Here is a 14436-nt window from a genome sequence, read left to right as displayed (position 1 = left end):
CGTTGATCGCTTGGCAAGCTGAAACCGATCCGATAGGTGACCGTGATCGACAGGCGTGGAAATTGCGCCAGTGTGATTACTTGCGAACTATTCGCAAGTGTCTGCTGCAGAACGGTTTTATGGGGAAATCTCGTATGGGGATGGGCACACGAGCCCGAGGAACGCTCAAGGGCGCCGTCGCCTCGACGGTCCTGGGCGCCGGCCTGGCGATCTTCGCCGCTGCGCCGACCTGGGCGCAGGATCTGATGGGTCAACCGACGCCGGGCGGCATCGGTCTTCAACCAGCGGCGGCGCCGCTGAAGCATGACGCCATCTGGTTTCACGACATCATTCTGATGCCGGTCATCACGGCCATCACCTTGCTGGTGCTGGGTCTGCTGGCCTGGATCGTCTTCCGCTACAACCGTCGGACCAACCCGACGGCGGCCCGCTGGAGCCACAACACCCTGATCGAGGTGATCTGGACGGTTCTGCCCGTCGTGATCCTGGTCTTCATCTCGCTGTTCTCGTTCCGCCTGCTGTTCGCCTATCACGACATGCCGACGCCGGACCTGACGGTGAAGGTCACGGCCAACCAGTGGAACTGGGGTTACGAATACCCGGACCAGAACGTGTCGGAATACATCTCCAACATGCTGCCGGAAGACCAGCTGGCTGAGCGCGGCCTGCCGCACTCCGTCTATCGTCTGGCTGCGACCGAACCGATGGTCGTGCCGGTCGGCAAGACTGTTCAACTGGTCATCACCGCTTCGGACGTGATCCACGCCTTCGCCCTTCCGGCCTTTGGTCTGAAGATCGACGCCGTCCCCGGCCGCATCAACACCACCTGGTTCAAGGCTGAGCGCACCGGCGTCTTCTATGGTCAGTGCTCTGAGCTGTGCGGCGTCGACCACGCCTTCATGCCCATCGAAATCCACGTCGTGACCCAGGCTGGGTTCGAACAATGGATCGCCTCCAAGGGCGGCTCCATGACGCCGAAGGTCGCTGAGGCGCCTGCTGCTGCTCCGGCAGTGGAGGCTGCTCCGGCTGCAGAGGCTTCGACCCCGGAAGCGGCCGCCGCCGCGCCGACCGACCAACCCGTTCCCGCCGCGGCTCCCGCCGCAGCGGCCGCCCACTAAGAGGCGAACAGATTATGGCTGACGCTATCGCTACCCGTGACGCGACCCAGACCGGGACCGCGCACCACGACCATCACGACCACCCCAAGGTGGGCTTCTTCACCCGCTGGTTCCTGTCCACCAACCACAAGGACATCGGCACCCTGTATCTGCTGTTCGCCATCATGGCGGGCATCGTCGGCGGCGCCCTGTCGGGCCTGATCCGCTGGGAGCTGGCCGAGCCGGGCATCCAGGTGTTCAAGGAAGGCACGATCGTCCAGTACCTGGGCCTCGTCGAGGCCTCCAAGCACGGCTATAACGCCACGGTCACGGCCCACGCCCTGATCATGATCTTCTTCATGGTCATGCCCGCCATGATCGGCGGCTTCGGCAACTGGTTCGTTCCGATCATGATCGGCGCGCCGGACATGGCCTTCCCGCGCATGAACAACATCTCGTTCTGGCTGCTGGTCGCCGCATGGTGCCTGCTGATCCTGTCGATGTTCGTCGACGGCGGACCGGGCAAGGGCTTCGGCGGCGGCTGGACGGCCTATCCCCCCCTGTCGACCGTGGGCCACGTCGGCCCGTCTTTCGACCTGGCCATCTTCGCCCTGCACGTCGCAGGCGCCAGCTCGATCCTGGGCGCCATCAACTTCATCACCACCATCCTGAACATGCGTGCGCCGGGCATGACCCTGCACCGCATGCCGCTGTTCGCCTGGTCGGTTCTGATCACCGCCTTCCTGCTGCTGCTGTCGCTGCCTGTTCTGGCCGGCGCCATCACCATGCTGCTGACGGACCGCAACTTCGGCACCCACTTCTTCGATCCCGCCGGTGGCGGCGATCCGATCATGTACCAGCACCTGTTCTGGTTCTTCGGTCACCCGGAAGTGTACATCCTGATCCTGCCGGGCTTCGGCATCATCAGCCACATCGTCTCGACCTTCTCCAAAAAGCCGATCTTCGGCTATCTGGCGATGGCCTATGCAATGGTCGCCATCGGCTTCGTCGGCTTCGTCGTGTGGGCGCACCACATGTACACGGTCGGCATGAGCGTGAACCTGCGCGCTTATTTCATCGCCGCGACCATGATCATCGCGGTGCCGACGGGCGTTAAGATCTTTAGCTGGATCGCCACCATGTGGGGCGGTTCGATCACCTTCAAGACGCCCATGCTGTGGGCCATCGGCTTCATCTTCCTGTTCACCGTCGGCGGCGTGACCGGCGTGGTCCTGTCGAACGCCGGCATCGACTACAGCCTGCACGACACCTATTACGTCGTGGCGCACTTCCACTACGTGCTGTCTCTGGGCGCCGTCTTCGCCATCTTCGCGGGCTTCTACTACTGGTTCGAGAAGATGTTCGGCGTGAAGTACAACGAGTTCCTGGGCGCGCTGCACTTCTGGATCATGTTCGTTGGTGTGAACCTGATCTTCTTCCCGCAGCACTTCCTGGGTCTGCAGGGCATGCCGCGTCGCTACATCGACTATCCGGACGCCTTCACCCTGTGGAACCACGTCTCGTCGATCGGCTATGTGATCACCATCGTCGGCGTCGGCGTCTTCCTGATCATGTTGCTGGAAGCGGCCATTCGCCGTCGCCCGGCCGAGGCCAACCCGTGGGGCGAAGGCGCCACGACCCTGGAGTGGACGCTGTCCTCGCCGCCTCCGACGCACCAGTTCAACGAACTGCCCGTGGTCAAGGCCGACGACGAACACTGATCCCAGGCAAAAGCTGAAACAGCGGGCCGCTCTTTCCAACGGAAGGGGCGGCCTTCTGCTTTTGGGTGTGCTATGCGGCCCGCACAGATGACAGAAGCTCAGACAACACCCGTTCTCTCGACCTCCCAGCCGGAGGATTTCTTCCAGCTGTTGAAGCCGCGCGTCATGTCGCTGGTGGTCTTCACCGCCGCGACGGGTCTGGTCGTGGCGCCGGGGTCGATGAACCCCTTCGTCGCGGCCATCGCCATCCTGTGCATCGCCGTTGGCGCAGGGGCCGCGGGCGCCCTGAACATGGCGCTGGAAGGCGAAACCGACGCCCTGATGCGCCGCACGCGCGGGCGACCCGTCGCCGCAGGGCGGGTGCGCAAGAATGACGCCATGGCCTTCGGCGTGGTGCTGAGCCTGTTCTCGGTCATGCTGCTGGGCATGAACACCAACTGGCTGGCGGCGGGTCTTCTGGCGCTGACCATCGTCTATTACGCCGGTTTCTACACCCTGCTGCTGAAGCGCCGGACGCCCCAGAACATCGTCATCGGCGGGGCGGCCGGCGCCTTTCCGCCCGTGATCGGCTGGGCGGCGGCGACGGGCCAGGCGCCGTGGCAGGCCTGGCTTCTGTTCCTGATCATCTTCCTGTGGACCCCGCCGCACAGCTGGGCGCTGGCGCTCTATTCGGCAGGCGACTACGCCAAGGCGGGCATCCCGATGATGCCGGTGGCCAAGGGCGCCCGGTCCACCCGCCTGCAGATCCTGATCTACACCCTGATCTTCGTGCCGGTGGCGATCGCGCCGGCCTTCACCGGCATGGCGGGCCTGATCTACGGCGTGGTGTCGGTCGTCGGCGGTCTGGCCTTCCTGGGGCTGGCGCTGCGGCTGTTCCGTTCGCGTGCGGGCGATGAACCCGACAAGGCCGAGGCCGTGGGACGTGAAGCCGCATTGTATGACGTGCGCGCCCAGGCCAAACCGGCGCGCGACCTGTTCGCCTTTTCCATCCTCTATCTGATGGCGCTGTTCTCGGCGCTTCTGGTCGAGGCCCTGTCGGGCCTGGGAGTGTAAATGATCATTCTGTCCCCCGAAGAAGTGCGCGCGCGCAAACGCCGTAATCTGTGGATCGCGCTGGGTCTGGTGGCCTTCATCGTTCTGGTCTTCACCACCACGGTCCTGCGCCTGCAGCAGAACCAGGCCGATGAACGCGCCCTGCTGGAAAGCCAGGCGAACGGAGCGGCGAGGGTCGTGAAATGAACCCCGGCCGCAAGAACCTGATCGCCATCATCTGCGTCTTCACCGTGATGGGGATGACCGGCGCGGCGTTCGCGGCGGTGCCTCTTTACAGGATGTTCTGTCAGGTGACCGGGTTCGGCGGCACGACGATGAAGGCCGATGTGGCGCCGGACACGGTGCTGGACCAGACGGTTCTGGTGCGTTTCGACACCAATGTCCGCGGCCTGCCCATGACCTTCAAAGCCGAGCAGTCGACCCAGCGGGTGCGGATCGGCGAGACGGGGCTGGCCTATTTCGACGTGACCAACACCTCGGACAAGCCGATCATGGTCCGCGCCAGCTACAATGTGTCGCCGGAATACACCGGCCCGTATTTCCAGAAGCTGCAGTGCTTCTGCTTCACCGACCAGACCTTGGCCGCCGGTGAAACGCGCAAATTCCCGATGCAGTATTTCATCGCCCCGGAGCTGGCGACGGACCGCGAGGCCAAGGGCGCGCGCGACATCACCCTCAGCTACACCTTCTATCCGTCCGTCGACGCCCCGACCGCATAAGTGGCCAAGCCCGGTGTTGACTTCCCCGGCGTCGGCTGCGGGCTGGTGATCCAGCGCGCTGATGGCCGCGTGCTGCTGTGCAAACGTCTGAAGGCGCCCGAAGCGGGTTTCTGGAACATCGTCGGCGGCAAGGTCGATATGATGGAACACTCGGCTGACGCCGCCCGGCGCGAGGCCGAGGAGGAATCGGGCCTGAAGATCGGCGCTGTCGATTTCCTGTGTCTGTCCGAAGAGATCATCCCCGCCGACGGCCAGCACTGGGTGTCGCTGATGTATCTGACGCGCGACTTCACCGGCGAGCCGTCCCTGACCGAGCCGGACAAGCTGTCGGACATCGGCTGGTTCGACCTGGACGACCTGCCGCAGCCGTTGTCGGCCTTTTCGGTCAAGGCGTTCGCGGCCCTGAAGGCGCAATCCGTTCAGGCCTGACCGGCGCCGTTTGCGTCCTCGCGCGTTCCGGCCCAGCCTGTCGCATCGACAGGCGATAGGGGAGGCGGCTTATGCGTGGTCTGGACTTCAGCTCCTGGCGAAATCTGCTGGTCACAGTGCTGGGACTGGCGCTGGTGACCCTGATCGGCATGGGCATCCGGCTGGTGATGATGTTCACCATTCAGCAGCGCCGCGAGCGCATGAACCGCCAGATCAATGAACGGCTGAAGACCCTGATCGCGGCCTATAAGGTGCTGGGCGGCTCGTTCACCGGCGACCTGACGGTGGACCCCACGCATCGGCGCGCCCTGCGTCAGCCCGATCCGGCCCAGCCGACCATCGACCTGAGCGCCGCCACAGTGGAATCCTCTGACCGGGCGCGGCGCATTCGTGATGCGGTGGAGGCGGCATTGTCGGACATCATCCTGCTGGGCACCGAACAACAGGTCAGGCTGGCCCAGCGGGCGGCGACGGAGCTGGTGGCGGGCCATCCGGTTCAGACTCACGATCTGGTGGTGTCCCTGCGCGACTTCATCCGCGAGGCCCTGCAGCTGGACCCCATTCCCAAGGACATCGTCATTCCCACCCAAGGCCCGACACGCCCTGGCTCAGCGGGCGGCAAGGGCGGCGCGTCCGGCGGGGGCGGTTCAGGCGGCGGCGGAGGAGGAGGAATGGGGGGCGGAATGGGCGGCGGCGGCATGGGCATGGGCGGCGCAGGCGGCGGGGCCAATGACGACGTCGAACCCGACGGACGGCCGCGCTGACGCCGACGGGGCGCGACATCGCGGAAAGGCCCGCCTTTTCCCTTAGTTGCGGCTAATCCGGGCTCGGATAAAGGCGGAAAGGCGGCGCGGCTCTGGCGTCGTGGAAAAGGGGAGGCTATAGCCTTGGCATAACCGAATTTTCGCCGACCAAAGAGACGCGATTCATGGCCGACGCCCACGCTCTTCCGCAGCACGATTATCACCTGGTGCCACCCAGCCCCTGGCCGCTGCTCTCTTCCGCCGCCGCTACGATCATGTTCATCGGCGCCGTCATCTGGATGAAGGGCCTGGCCCCTGCCGACGCCGGCCCCATCGCCGCCAACTTCCTGGCCAAGGGCAAGCCCGCCATCTTTTTCGCCGGTCTGGCGGGGGTGCTGGTGTCCGCCTTCGGCTGGTGGTCGGACGTCATCAAGGAATCCAAGGCGGGCGACCATACGCCGGTCGTCTCCATCGGCCTACGCTACGGCATGATCCTGTTCATCGCGTCGGAGGTGATGTTCTTCGTCGCCTTCTTCTGGATGTTCTTCGACATGGCCCTGTTCCACGAATCGCGGGCCCTGACCCCCGACATGGGCGCCTGGGCGGACACCGCCAAGGCCTGGTCGACCTGGCCGCCGAAGGGGGTTGAGGTCCTGTCGCCGTGGCAGCTGCCGCTGCTGAACACCGTGACCCTGCTGCTGTCGGGCTGCACCGTCACCTGGGCGCACCACGCGATCCAGACCGGCGACCGCAAGGGCGCCAAGATCGCCCTGGCCATCACGGTCGCCCTGGGCGTTCTGTTCACCTGTGTTCAGGCCTACGAATATCACCACATCCTGCACGAGAAGCTGTTCTTCAACGAAGAAGCCGTGAACTCGGGCCTGTATGGTTCGATCTTCTTCATGGCCACGGGCTTCCACGGCTTCCACGTCCTGATCGGCACCATCTTCCTGGCGGTCTGCCTGATCCGTCTGCTGCAGGGCGACTTCACCCCGCAGAAGCATTTCGGCTTCGAAGCCGCCGCCTGGTACTGGCACTTCGTGGACGTGGTCTGGCTGTTCCTGTTCGCGTTCGTTTACGTCGTCTTCGGTTGATCCAAGACAAGACTGAAGACCTGAAGGCGGCGCGGGACGAGGGATCGTCCCGCGCCGTCGGCGTTTCCGCCGCGCCGATTACGACCCCCCTCAAGGCGGCGATTCGCGGAGGATGCCCGCGCTGCGGCCAGGGGCGGCTGTTTCAGGGATTTCTGAAGGTGCGGCCCGCTTGCGAGGCCTGCGGGCTGGATTTCACCCGAATCCAGACGGGTGACGGTCCTGCCACATTCATCATGCAGATCGCGGGCTTCATCGTCGGCTTCTCGGCCCTGTTCGTCGAGATCAGATTCCATCCGCCCATGTGGGTGCATCTGATCGTGTGGCTGCCCCTTGTGATCGCGCTGTCCCTGGCCTTGATGCGGCCAGGGCGGGGCCTGATGATCGGCCTGCAATACCGGAACCAAAGATGAGGCGTTTTCCCTGGATCCTGACCGTGCTGACGGCGCTGGCCCTGTGCCTGCTGATCGGCCTGGGCGTGTGGCAGGTCGAGCGCCTGCAATGGAAGGTCGGCCTGATGGACGCGGCCGACGCGGCGGCGGCGAAACCGCCCGCGCCTCTGGTCGAGATTTTGGGGCAGGGCGATCTGGAGTTCCGCAAGGCGCTGATGGTGTGCCGGGGTCTGGCGACCGCCCCCTATGTCGAGCTTCAGACCATTCATGACGGCAAGCCCGGTGTTCGCCTGATCTCGGCCTGCCGCCCTGAAGGTCAGGATTTCAGCCTGCTGATCGACCGTGGTTTCATTCCTGAGGCCGTCTCGGCCCGCCCGCGCGTGATCGACAGCACCCTGCCGCTGGTGCTGGTCGGCGAGTTCCGCACCTTCTCCCGGCCCAACGGCATGACCCCCGCGCCCAGCAACGGCCGCTTCTACGGGCGCGACAACGAGGCCATGGCCAAGGCGCTGAAGGTGACCGGCCCTGTCCGGCCCGAGGCGGTCTATGCCCTGACCCAGACCAATCCCGAGATCGAGGCCTTGAAGCCGTCTGCGCCGCCCGCCGCCTTCACCAACAACCATTTCGGGTATGCTCTGACGTGGTTCGGGCTGGCGATTGTGCTGGCGGGCTTCTATGTGGCCCTGCTTCGCCGTCGTCTGAAGAAAGACACCCCCTGACTGCTTCACTTCACACCCTGTCCAACGGCGTCCGCGTCGTCTGTGATCCCATGCCCGGCCTGAAGACCCTGGCCGTCGTCGTCACCGTCAAGGGCGGTGCGCGGTGGGAGGCTGAGGACCGCTCCGGCTGGTCGCACCTGTTGGAGCATCTGGTCTTCAAGGGCGCGGGCGACATGGCGGCGCGCGAGATCGTCGAGCGGATCGAGGCCGAGGGCGGCACGATCAACGCCGCAACGGGCTATGAGCGGACCAGTTTCGAGGTGCGCGGGCTGGACGGCTCCTTGCCGCTGGCCATGCAGGTGCTGTCGGACCTGGTGTTCCGACCGACGCTGGACCCCGCCGAGATCGAGCGGGAGAAGGACGTGGTCGCCCAGGAGATCGCCGAGGCCTTCGACACGCCCGACGACCATGTGTTCGAAATGGTCCAGACCCGCGCCTTCACGGGCCAGCCGATGGGCCGCCCGATCCTGGGCTCTATCGCCAGCCTGAAACCGGCCGACAAGGCGACGGTCGAGACGTGGCGCGCGCGTCTGTATTCGCCCGACCGGATGGTGGTGGCGGTGTCGGGCGCCGTGGACGAGACCGAGCTTCTGGCCTTGGCCGAGCGCTGGTTCGGCGACGCCGTGGCCACGCCCGTCGATGCGCCCGCGCCCGCCTTGTTCGTCGGCGGCCATGCCAAACTGACGCGCAAGATCGAACAGGCCAATCTGGTCTTCCAGCTTCCAGGCCTGTCGGCGACCGATCCGGCCCTGTCGTCCATGCGGCTGTTCAGCGAGATCCTGGGCGGAGGCATGGCGTCGCGCCTGTTCCAGAGCGCGCGTGAAGAACGGGGCCTGGCCTACGCCATCGACGCCTATCAGGAGCCGTATGAGGATACGGGCGTGCTGGGCATCTATGCAGGCGCGGCGGCGGACCGGGCCAGGGAGCTTGCCGAGGTGTCGGCGGCCGAGGTGCGCGCTCTGGCCGAGAATGGCCCCACCGACCGGGAGCTGTCGCGCGCCAAGGCGGTGATGAAGGCCGGGCTGTGGATGTCGGATGAAAACCCGATGAGCCGCGCCGGACGCAACGCCGCCCAGACCCTGATCTTCGGCGCCCCGGTGTCCAGTCTGGCGATGACCGAAAAGCTGGAGGCCCAGAGCATCGCGGACGTGCGCGCCGTCGGCGCCCGGCTGTTGTCCAGCGGCAAGGCGGCCAGCGCCGTGCTGGGGCCGAAGTCGGCGTCAGCGGCGGGCGAAGCCTTCGCCACGGCCCTGTTCAGCCTGTAGCGGAACTTCAGGCGGGCGGCGGCGGTTAAGCTGACGCTTCGGCAAGCAGCCGGGGCGCTCAGTCCTGGAGAACCCCATGTCCGTCCGCGTCGCCCTGATCGTCGGCAGCCTGCGCGAAGGCTCGTACTCGCGTCATATCGCCCAGGCGATCAAGGAACTGGCCCAGCCCGCGCTGGATCTGGTTCCGGTCGAGTTCGGCGACCTGCCGCTCTACAATCCTGATCTGGACACGGATGCGCCGCCCGCGGCCTGGACGCGGTTCCGCAAGGAGGTGGCGGCGACGCAGGCCGTGCTGTTCGTGACGCCGGAATACAATCGCTCCATTCCCGGCGGCCTGAAGAATGCGCTGGACGTCGGCTCTCGTCCCTATGGCCACAGCGTGTGGCAGGCCAAGCCCGCCGCCATCGTCAGCGTCTCGCCCGGCGCCGTCAGCGGCTTCGGCGCCAACCACCACCTGCGCCAGCCCCTGGTCTTCCTGAACATGCCGACCCTGCAGCAGCCGGAAGCCTATATCGGCAATGTCGCCGCCCTGCTGGACGAGCATGGCAAGCTGACCAACCCCGGCACGCGCGACTTCCTGAAGACCTTTGCTGATGCGTTTGCGGCCTGGATCGAAAAGACCAAGGCCTGATCGACAAAAGAAAACGCCCGGCCTTTCGACCGGGCGTTCCCCTGGCTTAAGCCGACAGGGCTCTCGCTTTAATCTGGAGCCTGATTCACGGCATCGATGAAATCGCGAAGCGATTCCATCTCAACCGATCAGGCTCTAGGGGCAGCAGGGCGCCGTGCCGCCCTGGCAGCAGGCGGCCAGGGCGTCGCAGCAGGAGGCGACCGCGTGCAGCACTGTCTCTGGCGAGGCGGCGAAGGCGGCCGTGCCGGAGGCGAGCAGGATCAGGCCTGCGATGGCGAATGCGTTTTTCATATGCAGAATTCCAAGATTGATTGAGTGTCTGTGTCGATTTGGGCGTGCGCCGCTCAACGCGGCGGCGGATCGTCCCTGTCGACGACGACAGACGTCAGTCTTGGGTGGTGGGTCAGATAGGCGACTGGCGCGAAGGTCGTGATCTTGCCGGCCGTGACGGGCGGGGTCAGCAGGGCGTGGCAGATGACCGCGCAATCCTTGGCGCACAAAAGCACGCCCTTGTTCGGCGCCTGATCGCGGGGCGCGCCCATATCCATGTCGGCGCAATCGGCGGACGTGACGGGCGTAGAAGCGAAGGCGGGGGCGGCGAAGCTGACTGTCGAGACCATGAACATGGCGAACACCGCAAGCGCGGCGCCAGCCAGGGCGATCATGTGTCGGCGGACGGATTTCATCTCAGACCACTGAATGCGGTATCAGGGCGAAAATGCCAATGGGCTTGAATGTCCTAGGCGCGCCCCCAGACGTGGCGGCGAATGTATTTGAGGGCGGCTCTGTGACCCATTTTGTTTTGATACACGGCGCCTGGCATGGCGGCTGGTGCTGGGCGCGGACGGCGGGGCTGCTTGAAGCCGCTGGCCATAGGGTCACCGCGCCGACCTTGAGCGGGCTGGCCGAGCGGGCCGGTCAGGTGTCGCGCCGCATCAACCTGACCACCCATGTCGATGACATCGTCGACCATGTGCGCGGGCTGGGCGATCAGCCGGTGATCCTGGTCGGGCACAGTTACGGCGGATTTCCCGCGACGGCGGCGGCGCGCAGGCTGGGCGGGCAGGCGCTGCACCTGGTGCTGCTGGACGCCTTCGTGCCTGTGGCGGGGGAGATTCTGCTGGACCACGCGCCCGCGCTGATCGCGCCCTATCGGCAGGCGGCGGATGCCGATGAGGCCTGGAACATCCCGCCCATTCCTTCGGCGGCGTTCGGCGTGGGGCCTGAGGATCAGGCCTGGGTCGATGCGAAACTGACGCCCCAGCCGGTCGAAACCTATTTCGAACCCGTTGTGCTGGCCGATGCGCCGACGGGGCAGCGCCAGACCTATATCCGCTGCGCGCAGGCACCGGGCGATCTGCTGGCGGCGTCGGTTCGGCGGGTGCGCTCAGACCCCGCCTGGTCCTATGTCGAGATCGACGCGCCGCATGACGCGATGATCAGTCATCCCGATCTGTTGGCGCAGGCGCTGCTGGCCGCAGATGACCAGGCGCAGAATTGAAAACGGCGGCCCCGTGAGGAGCCGCCGTTTCCTTTAGACGTGTGCTGAGATCAGCCGACGGTCTGGAGCTGGCCAGCCGATTCCTTGCCCGAACGCTTGTCGCGTTCCAGCTCGTAGGAAACCTTCTGGTTTTCGTCCAGGCCGCGCAGGCCAGCAGCTTCAACAGCCGAGATGTGGACGAAGACGTCCTTGCCGCCGTCGTCGGGTTGGATGAAGCCGTAGCCCTTGGTCGGGTTGAACCACTTAACAGTGCCGGTAGCCATTTGTAGACCTCCGTTAGAAGTTGACCGAGGGAACGTCCCTGCGGCCTGTCGGGTCTGAATGGAGCGGCCTTGACTCGTGCGTTCGCAGAGAGAGTGGGCGTTACGCAGAGAGATCGACGAACGACATTTGCACAGGTCTTTGCGAGAAATGCAAGCGGGACCGAAACGACTCATATTGTGAAGTTTAGGGAACAGTACAGCTTCTGACGCGTTAAGTATTTCTAGGAAAGGCTCAAAATATGAACCGTACCCATGTGGTCGAACGCGCGTATCAGCTGGCACGCACTGCCGAATGCTTGAATACCGGAGATGTTGTGAAGGCCCTGTCGGCCGAAGGCTACTCCGGCGCGGAAATCTCTCATTTTCAGGGCAGCTCGATCCGGGCCGACCTGAACCGAATTTCCAAGCTGCCGAAGGAAAGTCCGGCCTCTGACGCCGCCTGAAGACCGTTACTGTAACAAAAATCAAGATCGCGTGGGGGCGTCGCCAAGCGTGTTCCGTCGCGTTAATCTGGCGCAATGGCGCTTCTGGACTGGATGAGCGATGTGTCCGGGCCTGTTGTCCGGGGGGACGGCGTGCTGCTGCGGCCGCCGCGCGTGTCCGATTATCCGGCGTGGTCGGCGCTGCGCGAGGCGTCGCGCGACTATCTGCAGCCGTGGGAGCCCGCCTGGGCCGAAGACGACCTGACCAAGCCGGCCTTTCGGCGGCGGCTGTCGGTCTATGGGCGCGAGATGGAGCTGGGCAACGCCTGGCCCTTCTTCGTGCTGAGCCCGGACGGCAAGACCCTGTACGGGGCGGTGACCCTGTCGAACGTGCGCCGCGGCGTCGCCGAGATGGGCACCCTGGGCTACTGGATCGGCCAGCCCTACGCTGGACAGGGGTTCGGCACCGCAGGCGTTCGGGCGATCGTCGGCTACGCCTTCGACAAGCTGAAGCTGCATCGGCTGGAGGCGGCCTGCCTGCCGACCAACGCCGGCTCGCGCCGCGTGCTGGAGAAATCCGGCTTTCGCAACGAGGGCCTGGCGCGGGCTTATTTGAAAATTAACGGCGAGTGGGCAGATCATCTTCTGTTCGGCCTGATCGAGGACGAATACGATCGCGACGGTCGTCCCTCGTCCTGACAAAGGGTCCCTACGCTTGAACCCCCGATCCAGATCGCTGGCCTGGGACGCCACCACCGCCATCGAAGCGCTGGCGGCGGCCGATACGGCTCTGTGGGTCTGGACCCCGGCTGAAGACCAGATCCGGTTCACGGGCGCGACGCGGTCGCTGGGCCTGGGGCCTCTGGCGCCGGAATGTTCGGCGGCGGGTTTTGTCGCCTCGGCCCTGCCGCAGGATCGGTCGCTGGCCGAAAAGATGCTGAAACCCTCGGAAGAGGGGACCGAGATTTCGGTCCGCCTGCGGATGCGCGGCGCGGAGACCTGCCTGTGGCGCGGTGTCTGGCTGGAGGACGGGCTGCGGGCGGCGGGCGTGGTGGCGCTGGAGAACAAGTTCGCGGGCTCCGACCTGGATACGCTGACGGGCCTGTTGGATCGCCGCGCCTTTCTGGCCCGGGTGACCGAGGTGCTGGTCGCGCCCGGCGAATATGAGATGGTGGTCGGCGACGTCGACCGACTGCGGCGCCTGAACGAGGCGCTGGGTCATGAGCGGACGGACCTGGTTCTGTCAGCCCTGGGCTCGCGTCTGGCGGCGGCCTTTTCCCAGGACGCCTCGGCGGCCCGGATCGGCGAGGACGAGTTCGCCATCATCGTGCCCAAGACCGCCTCCCACACCAGCTATCGGATGCGCGAGGCGCTGGAGCAGCCGCTGCGGGTCGCGGGGTTTGACATCTATCCCACCGTCTCCATCGGCGCCGTGGTCGTCGAGGGCGGGCCGGACGCGCCCGACGCCGCCGAGCTGCTGCGTCGGGTCGAACTGGCGGTGGAATCGGCCAAAGGCGCGGGGCGCGGCGGATCGGCCGCCTATGGCCGCGCGCTGGAGAGCGACAGCCTGAGCCGTCTGGCGCTGGAGGCGGATCTGCGCAACGCCTTCGTGCGCGGCGAGATCGTGCCCTTCTTCCAGCCCATCGTGAACCTGAACAGCGGCGCTGTGGCGGGGTTCGAGGCCCTGGCCCGCTGGCGTCACCCCCGGCGCGGACTGGTGCCGCCTGACGAGTTCCTGACCCTGACCGACGAGCTGGGCATGATGAACGAACTGGGCCTGCTGATGATGACCCAGTCGGCGCGCCAGCTGGCGGACTGGATCGCGCGGCACCCGACCTCGGGCAAGCTGTTCTGCAGCGTCAACCTGTCGGTGGGCGAGATCGAACGCGCGCATCTGTGCGAGGATGTGGAGCGGATCATCAAGGAGACCGGCCTGCCGCGCGGCGCGCTGAAGCTGGAGGTGACCGAGGGCGACATCATGCGCGACACCGCGCGCGCGGCCGAGGTGCTGCAGTCGCTGAAGGATGTCGGGGCGTCGCTGGCGCTGGACGATTTCGGCACCGGCTTCTCGTCGCTGTCCTATCTGGCGCGCCTGCCCTTCGATACGCTGAAGATCGACCGCTATTTCGTCCTGACGATGAAGAAGGACGAGGGCTCGGCCAAGATCGTCAAGTCCGTGGTCAATCTGGGCCGCGACCTGTCGCTGGAAGTGGTCGCGGAAGGCGTCGAGAACGCCGAACTGGCCAGCCTTCTGCTGGACGCCCAGTGCCACTACGGTCAAGGCTTCGGCTACGCCCCCGCGCTTCCGGCCCAGGAGGCCGAAGTCTATCTGGCCGAAAGCCTGGCCGACGGATCAGCGCCGATCAAACAGCGCTCGGCCTGACGAAGGA

General features: G+C 65.6%; 19 protein-coding genes. 16 read left to right on the top strand and 3 right to left on the bottom strand.

Going from position 1 to position 14436, the window contains the following annotated elements:
- The first annotated feature begins 119 nt into the window (after window positions 1-119).
- The 12 genes from coxB (at window position 120) to KWG56_RS11490 (ending at window position 9860) form a co-directional block, all read left to right on the top strand.
- Window positions 120-1118: a cytochrome c oxidase subunit II gene (coxB, locus tag KWG56_RS11545; protein WP_244999489.1), complete on the top strand. Its 999-nt coding sequence runs from the start codon at window positions 120-122 to the stop codon at window positions 1116-1118.
- Between the two features lie 14 nt (window positions 1119-1132).
- The gene (ctaD, locus tag KWG56_RS11540; protein WP_244999488.1) at window positions 1133-2818 is read left to right on the top strand and encodes a cytochrome c oxidase subunit I; all 1686 of its coding nucleotides are present in this window, start codon (window positions 1133-1135) and stop codon (window positions 2816-2818) included.
- An 87-nt stretch (window positions 2819-2905) separates the two neighbouring features.
- Window positions 2906-3871 carry a heme o synthase gene (cyoE, locus tag KWG56_RS11535; RefSeq protein WP_236261005.1) on the top strand — a complete coding sequence of 322 codons (966 nt, stop codon included), beginning with the start codon at window positions 2906-2908 and terminating at the stop codon, window positions 3869-3871.
- Window positions 3872-4057: a hypothetical protein gene (locus KWG56_RS11530; protein WP_236261006.1), complete on the top strand. Its 186-nt coding sequence runs from the start codon at window positions 3872-3874 to the stop codon at window positions 4055-4057. It begins immediately after the preceding gene.
- Window positions 4054-4590 (top strand): cytochrome c oxidase assembly protein, encoded by a 537-nt coding sequence (locus KWG56_RS11525; protein ID WP_201096508.1) that lies wholly within the window; start codon window positions 4054-4056, stop codon window positions 4588-4590. Before KWG56_RS11530 ends, KWG56_RS11525 begins: the two co-directional genes overlap by 4 nt.
- A complete protein-coding gene (locus tag KWG56_RS11520) occupies window positions 4591-5019 on the top strand; it encodes an NUDIX domain-containing protein (RefSeq protein ID WP_219354864.1) in 429 nt (142 codons plus the stop codon).
- Window positions 5020-5090: 71 nt separating this feature from the next.
- Window positions 5091-5783, top strand: coding sequence for a hypothetical protein (locus tag KWG56_RS11515; RefSeq protein WP_219354863.1), 693 nt, complete (start codon window positions 5091-5093; stop codon window positions 5781-5783).
- A gap of 164 nt (window positions 5784-5947) precedes the next feature.
- On the top strand, window positions 5948-6856 hold the full coding sequence (locus tag KWG56_RS11510) for a cytochrome c oxidase subunit 3 (RefSeq protein ID WP_201096512.1): 909 nt from the start codon (window positions 5948-5950) through the stop codon (window positions 6854-6856).
- Window positions 6853-7266, top strand: coding sequence for a DUF983 domain-containing protein (locus KWG56_RS11505; RefSeq protein ID WP_219354862.1), 414 nt, complete (start codon window positions 6853-6855; stop codon window positions 7264-7266). The genes KWG56_RS11510 and KWG56_RS11505 overlap by 4 nt, the downstream gene beginning before the upstream one ends.
- Window positions 7263-7964 (top strand): SURF1 family protein, encoded by a 702-nt coding sequence (locus KWG56_RS11500; protein WP_219354861.1) that lies wholly within the window; start codon window positions 7263-7265, stop codon window positions 7962-7964. The genes KWG56_RS11505 and KWG56_RS11500 overlap by 4 nt, the downstream gene beginning before the upstream one ends.
- A gap of 50 nt (window positions 7965-8014) precedes the next feature.
- A complete protein-coding gene (locus KWG56_RS11495; protein WP_219354860.1) occupies window positions 8015-9229 on the top strand; it encodes a M16 family metallopeptidase in 1215 nt (404 codons plus the stop codon).
- Window positions 9230-9305: 76 nt separating this feature from the next.
- Window positions 9306-9860 (top strand): NADPH-dependent FMN reductase, encoded by a 555-nt coding sequence (locus KWG56_RS11490; protein ID WP_219354859.1) that lies wholly within the window; start codon window positions 9306-9308, stop codon window positions 9858-9860.
- 135 nt (window positions 9861-9995) lie between these two features.
- Here KWG56_RS11490 and KWG56_RS11485 read toward each other — a convergent pair whose 3' ends face one another.
- On the bottom strand, window positions 9996-10151 hold the full coding sequence (locus KWG56_RS11485) for a hypothetical protein (protein ID WP_219354858.1): 156 nt from the start codon (window positions 10149-10151) through the stop codon (window positions 9996-9998).
- 53 nt (window positions 10152-10204) lie between these two features.
- A complete protein-coding gene (locus tag KWG56_RS11480; RefSeq protein ID WP_219354857.1) occupies window positions 10205-10546 on the bottom strand; it encodes a hypothetical protein in 342 nt (113 codons plus the stop codon).
- A gap of 101 nt (window positions 10547-10647) precedes the next feature.
- Between KWG56_RS11480 and KWG56_RS11475 the strand changes: the two genes are divergently transcribed.
- Entirely contained in the window at window positions 10648-11361 is a 714-nt protein-coding gene (locus KWG56_RS11475; RefSeq protein WP_219354856.1) for an alpha/beta fold hydrolase, read from the top strand.
- Between the two features lie 50 nt (window positions 11362-11411).
- On the opposite strand, the gene KWG56_RS11470 is transcribed toward KWG56_RS11475, so the two are convergent.
- Entirely contained in the window at window positions 11412-11624 is a 213-nt protein-coding gene (locus KWG56_RS11470; RefSeq protein WP_166622634.1) for a cold-shock protein, read from the bottom strand.
- 239 nt (window positions 11625-11863) lie between these two features.
- Here KWG56_RS11470 and KWG56_RS11465 point away from each other — a divergent pair, with 239 nt between their 5' ends.
- The 3 genes from KWG56_RS11465 (at window position 11864) to KWG56_RS11455 (ending at window position 14429) form a co-directional block, all read left to right on the top strand.
- On the top strand, window positions 11864-12067 hold the full coding sequence (locus tag KWG56_RS11465) for a hypothetical protein (RefSeq protein WP_201096526.1): 204 nt from the start codon (window positions 11864-11866) through the stop codon (window positions 12065-12067).
- Between the two features lie 75 nt (window positions 12068-12142).
- Window positions 12143-12745 (top strand): GNAT family N-acetyltransferase, encoded by a 603-nt coding sequence (locus KWG56_RS11460; protein ID WP_201096528.1) that lies wholly within the window; start codon window positions 12143-12145, stop codon window positions 12743-12745.
- Between the two features lie 16 nt (window positions 12746-12761).
- On the top strand, window positions 12762-14429 hold the full coding sequence (locus KWG56_RS11455; RefSeq protein ID WP_219354855.1) for a putative bifunctional diguanylate cyclase/phosphodiesterase: 1668 nt from the start codon (window positions 12762-12764) through the stop codon (window positions 14427-14429).
- Window positions 14430-14436 lie beyond the last annotated feature (7 nt).

It is taken from the genome of Brevundimonas nasdae, assembly GCF_019395145.1.
In the GTDB taxonomy this organism is placed as follows: Bacteria; Pseudomonadota; Alphaproteobacteria; order Caulobacterales; family Caulobacteraceae; genus Brevundimonas; species Brevundimonas nasdae.
The sequence above is the reverse complement of the archived record's forward strand: the minus strand, read 5'-3'. Positions and strand labels throughout refer to the sequence as shown.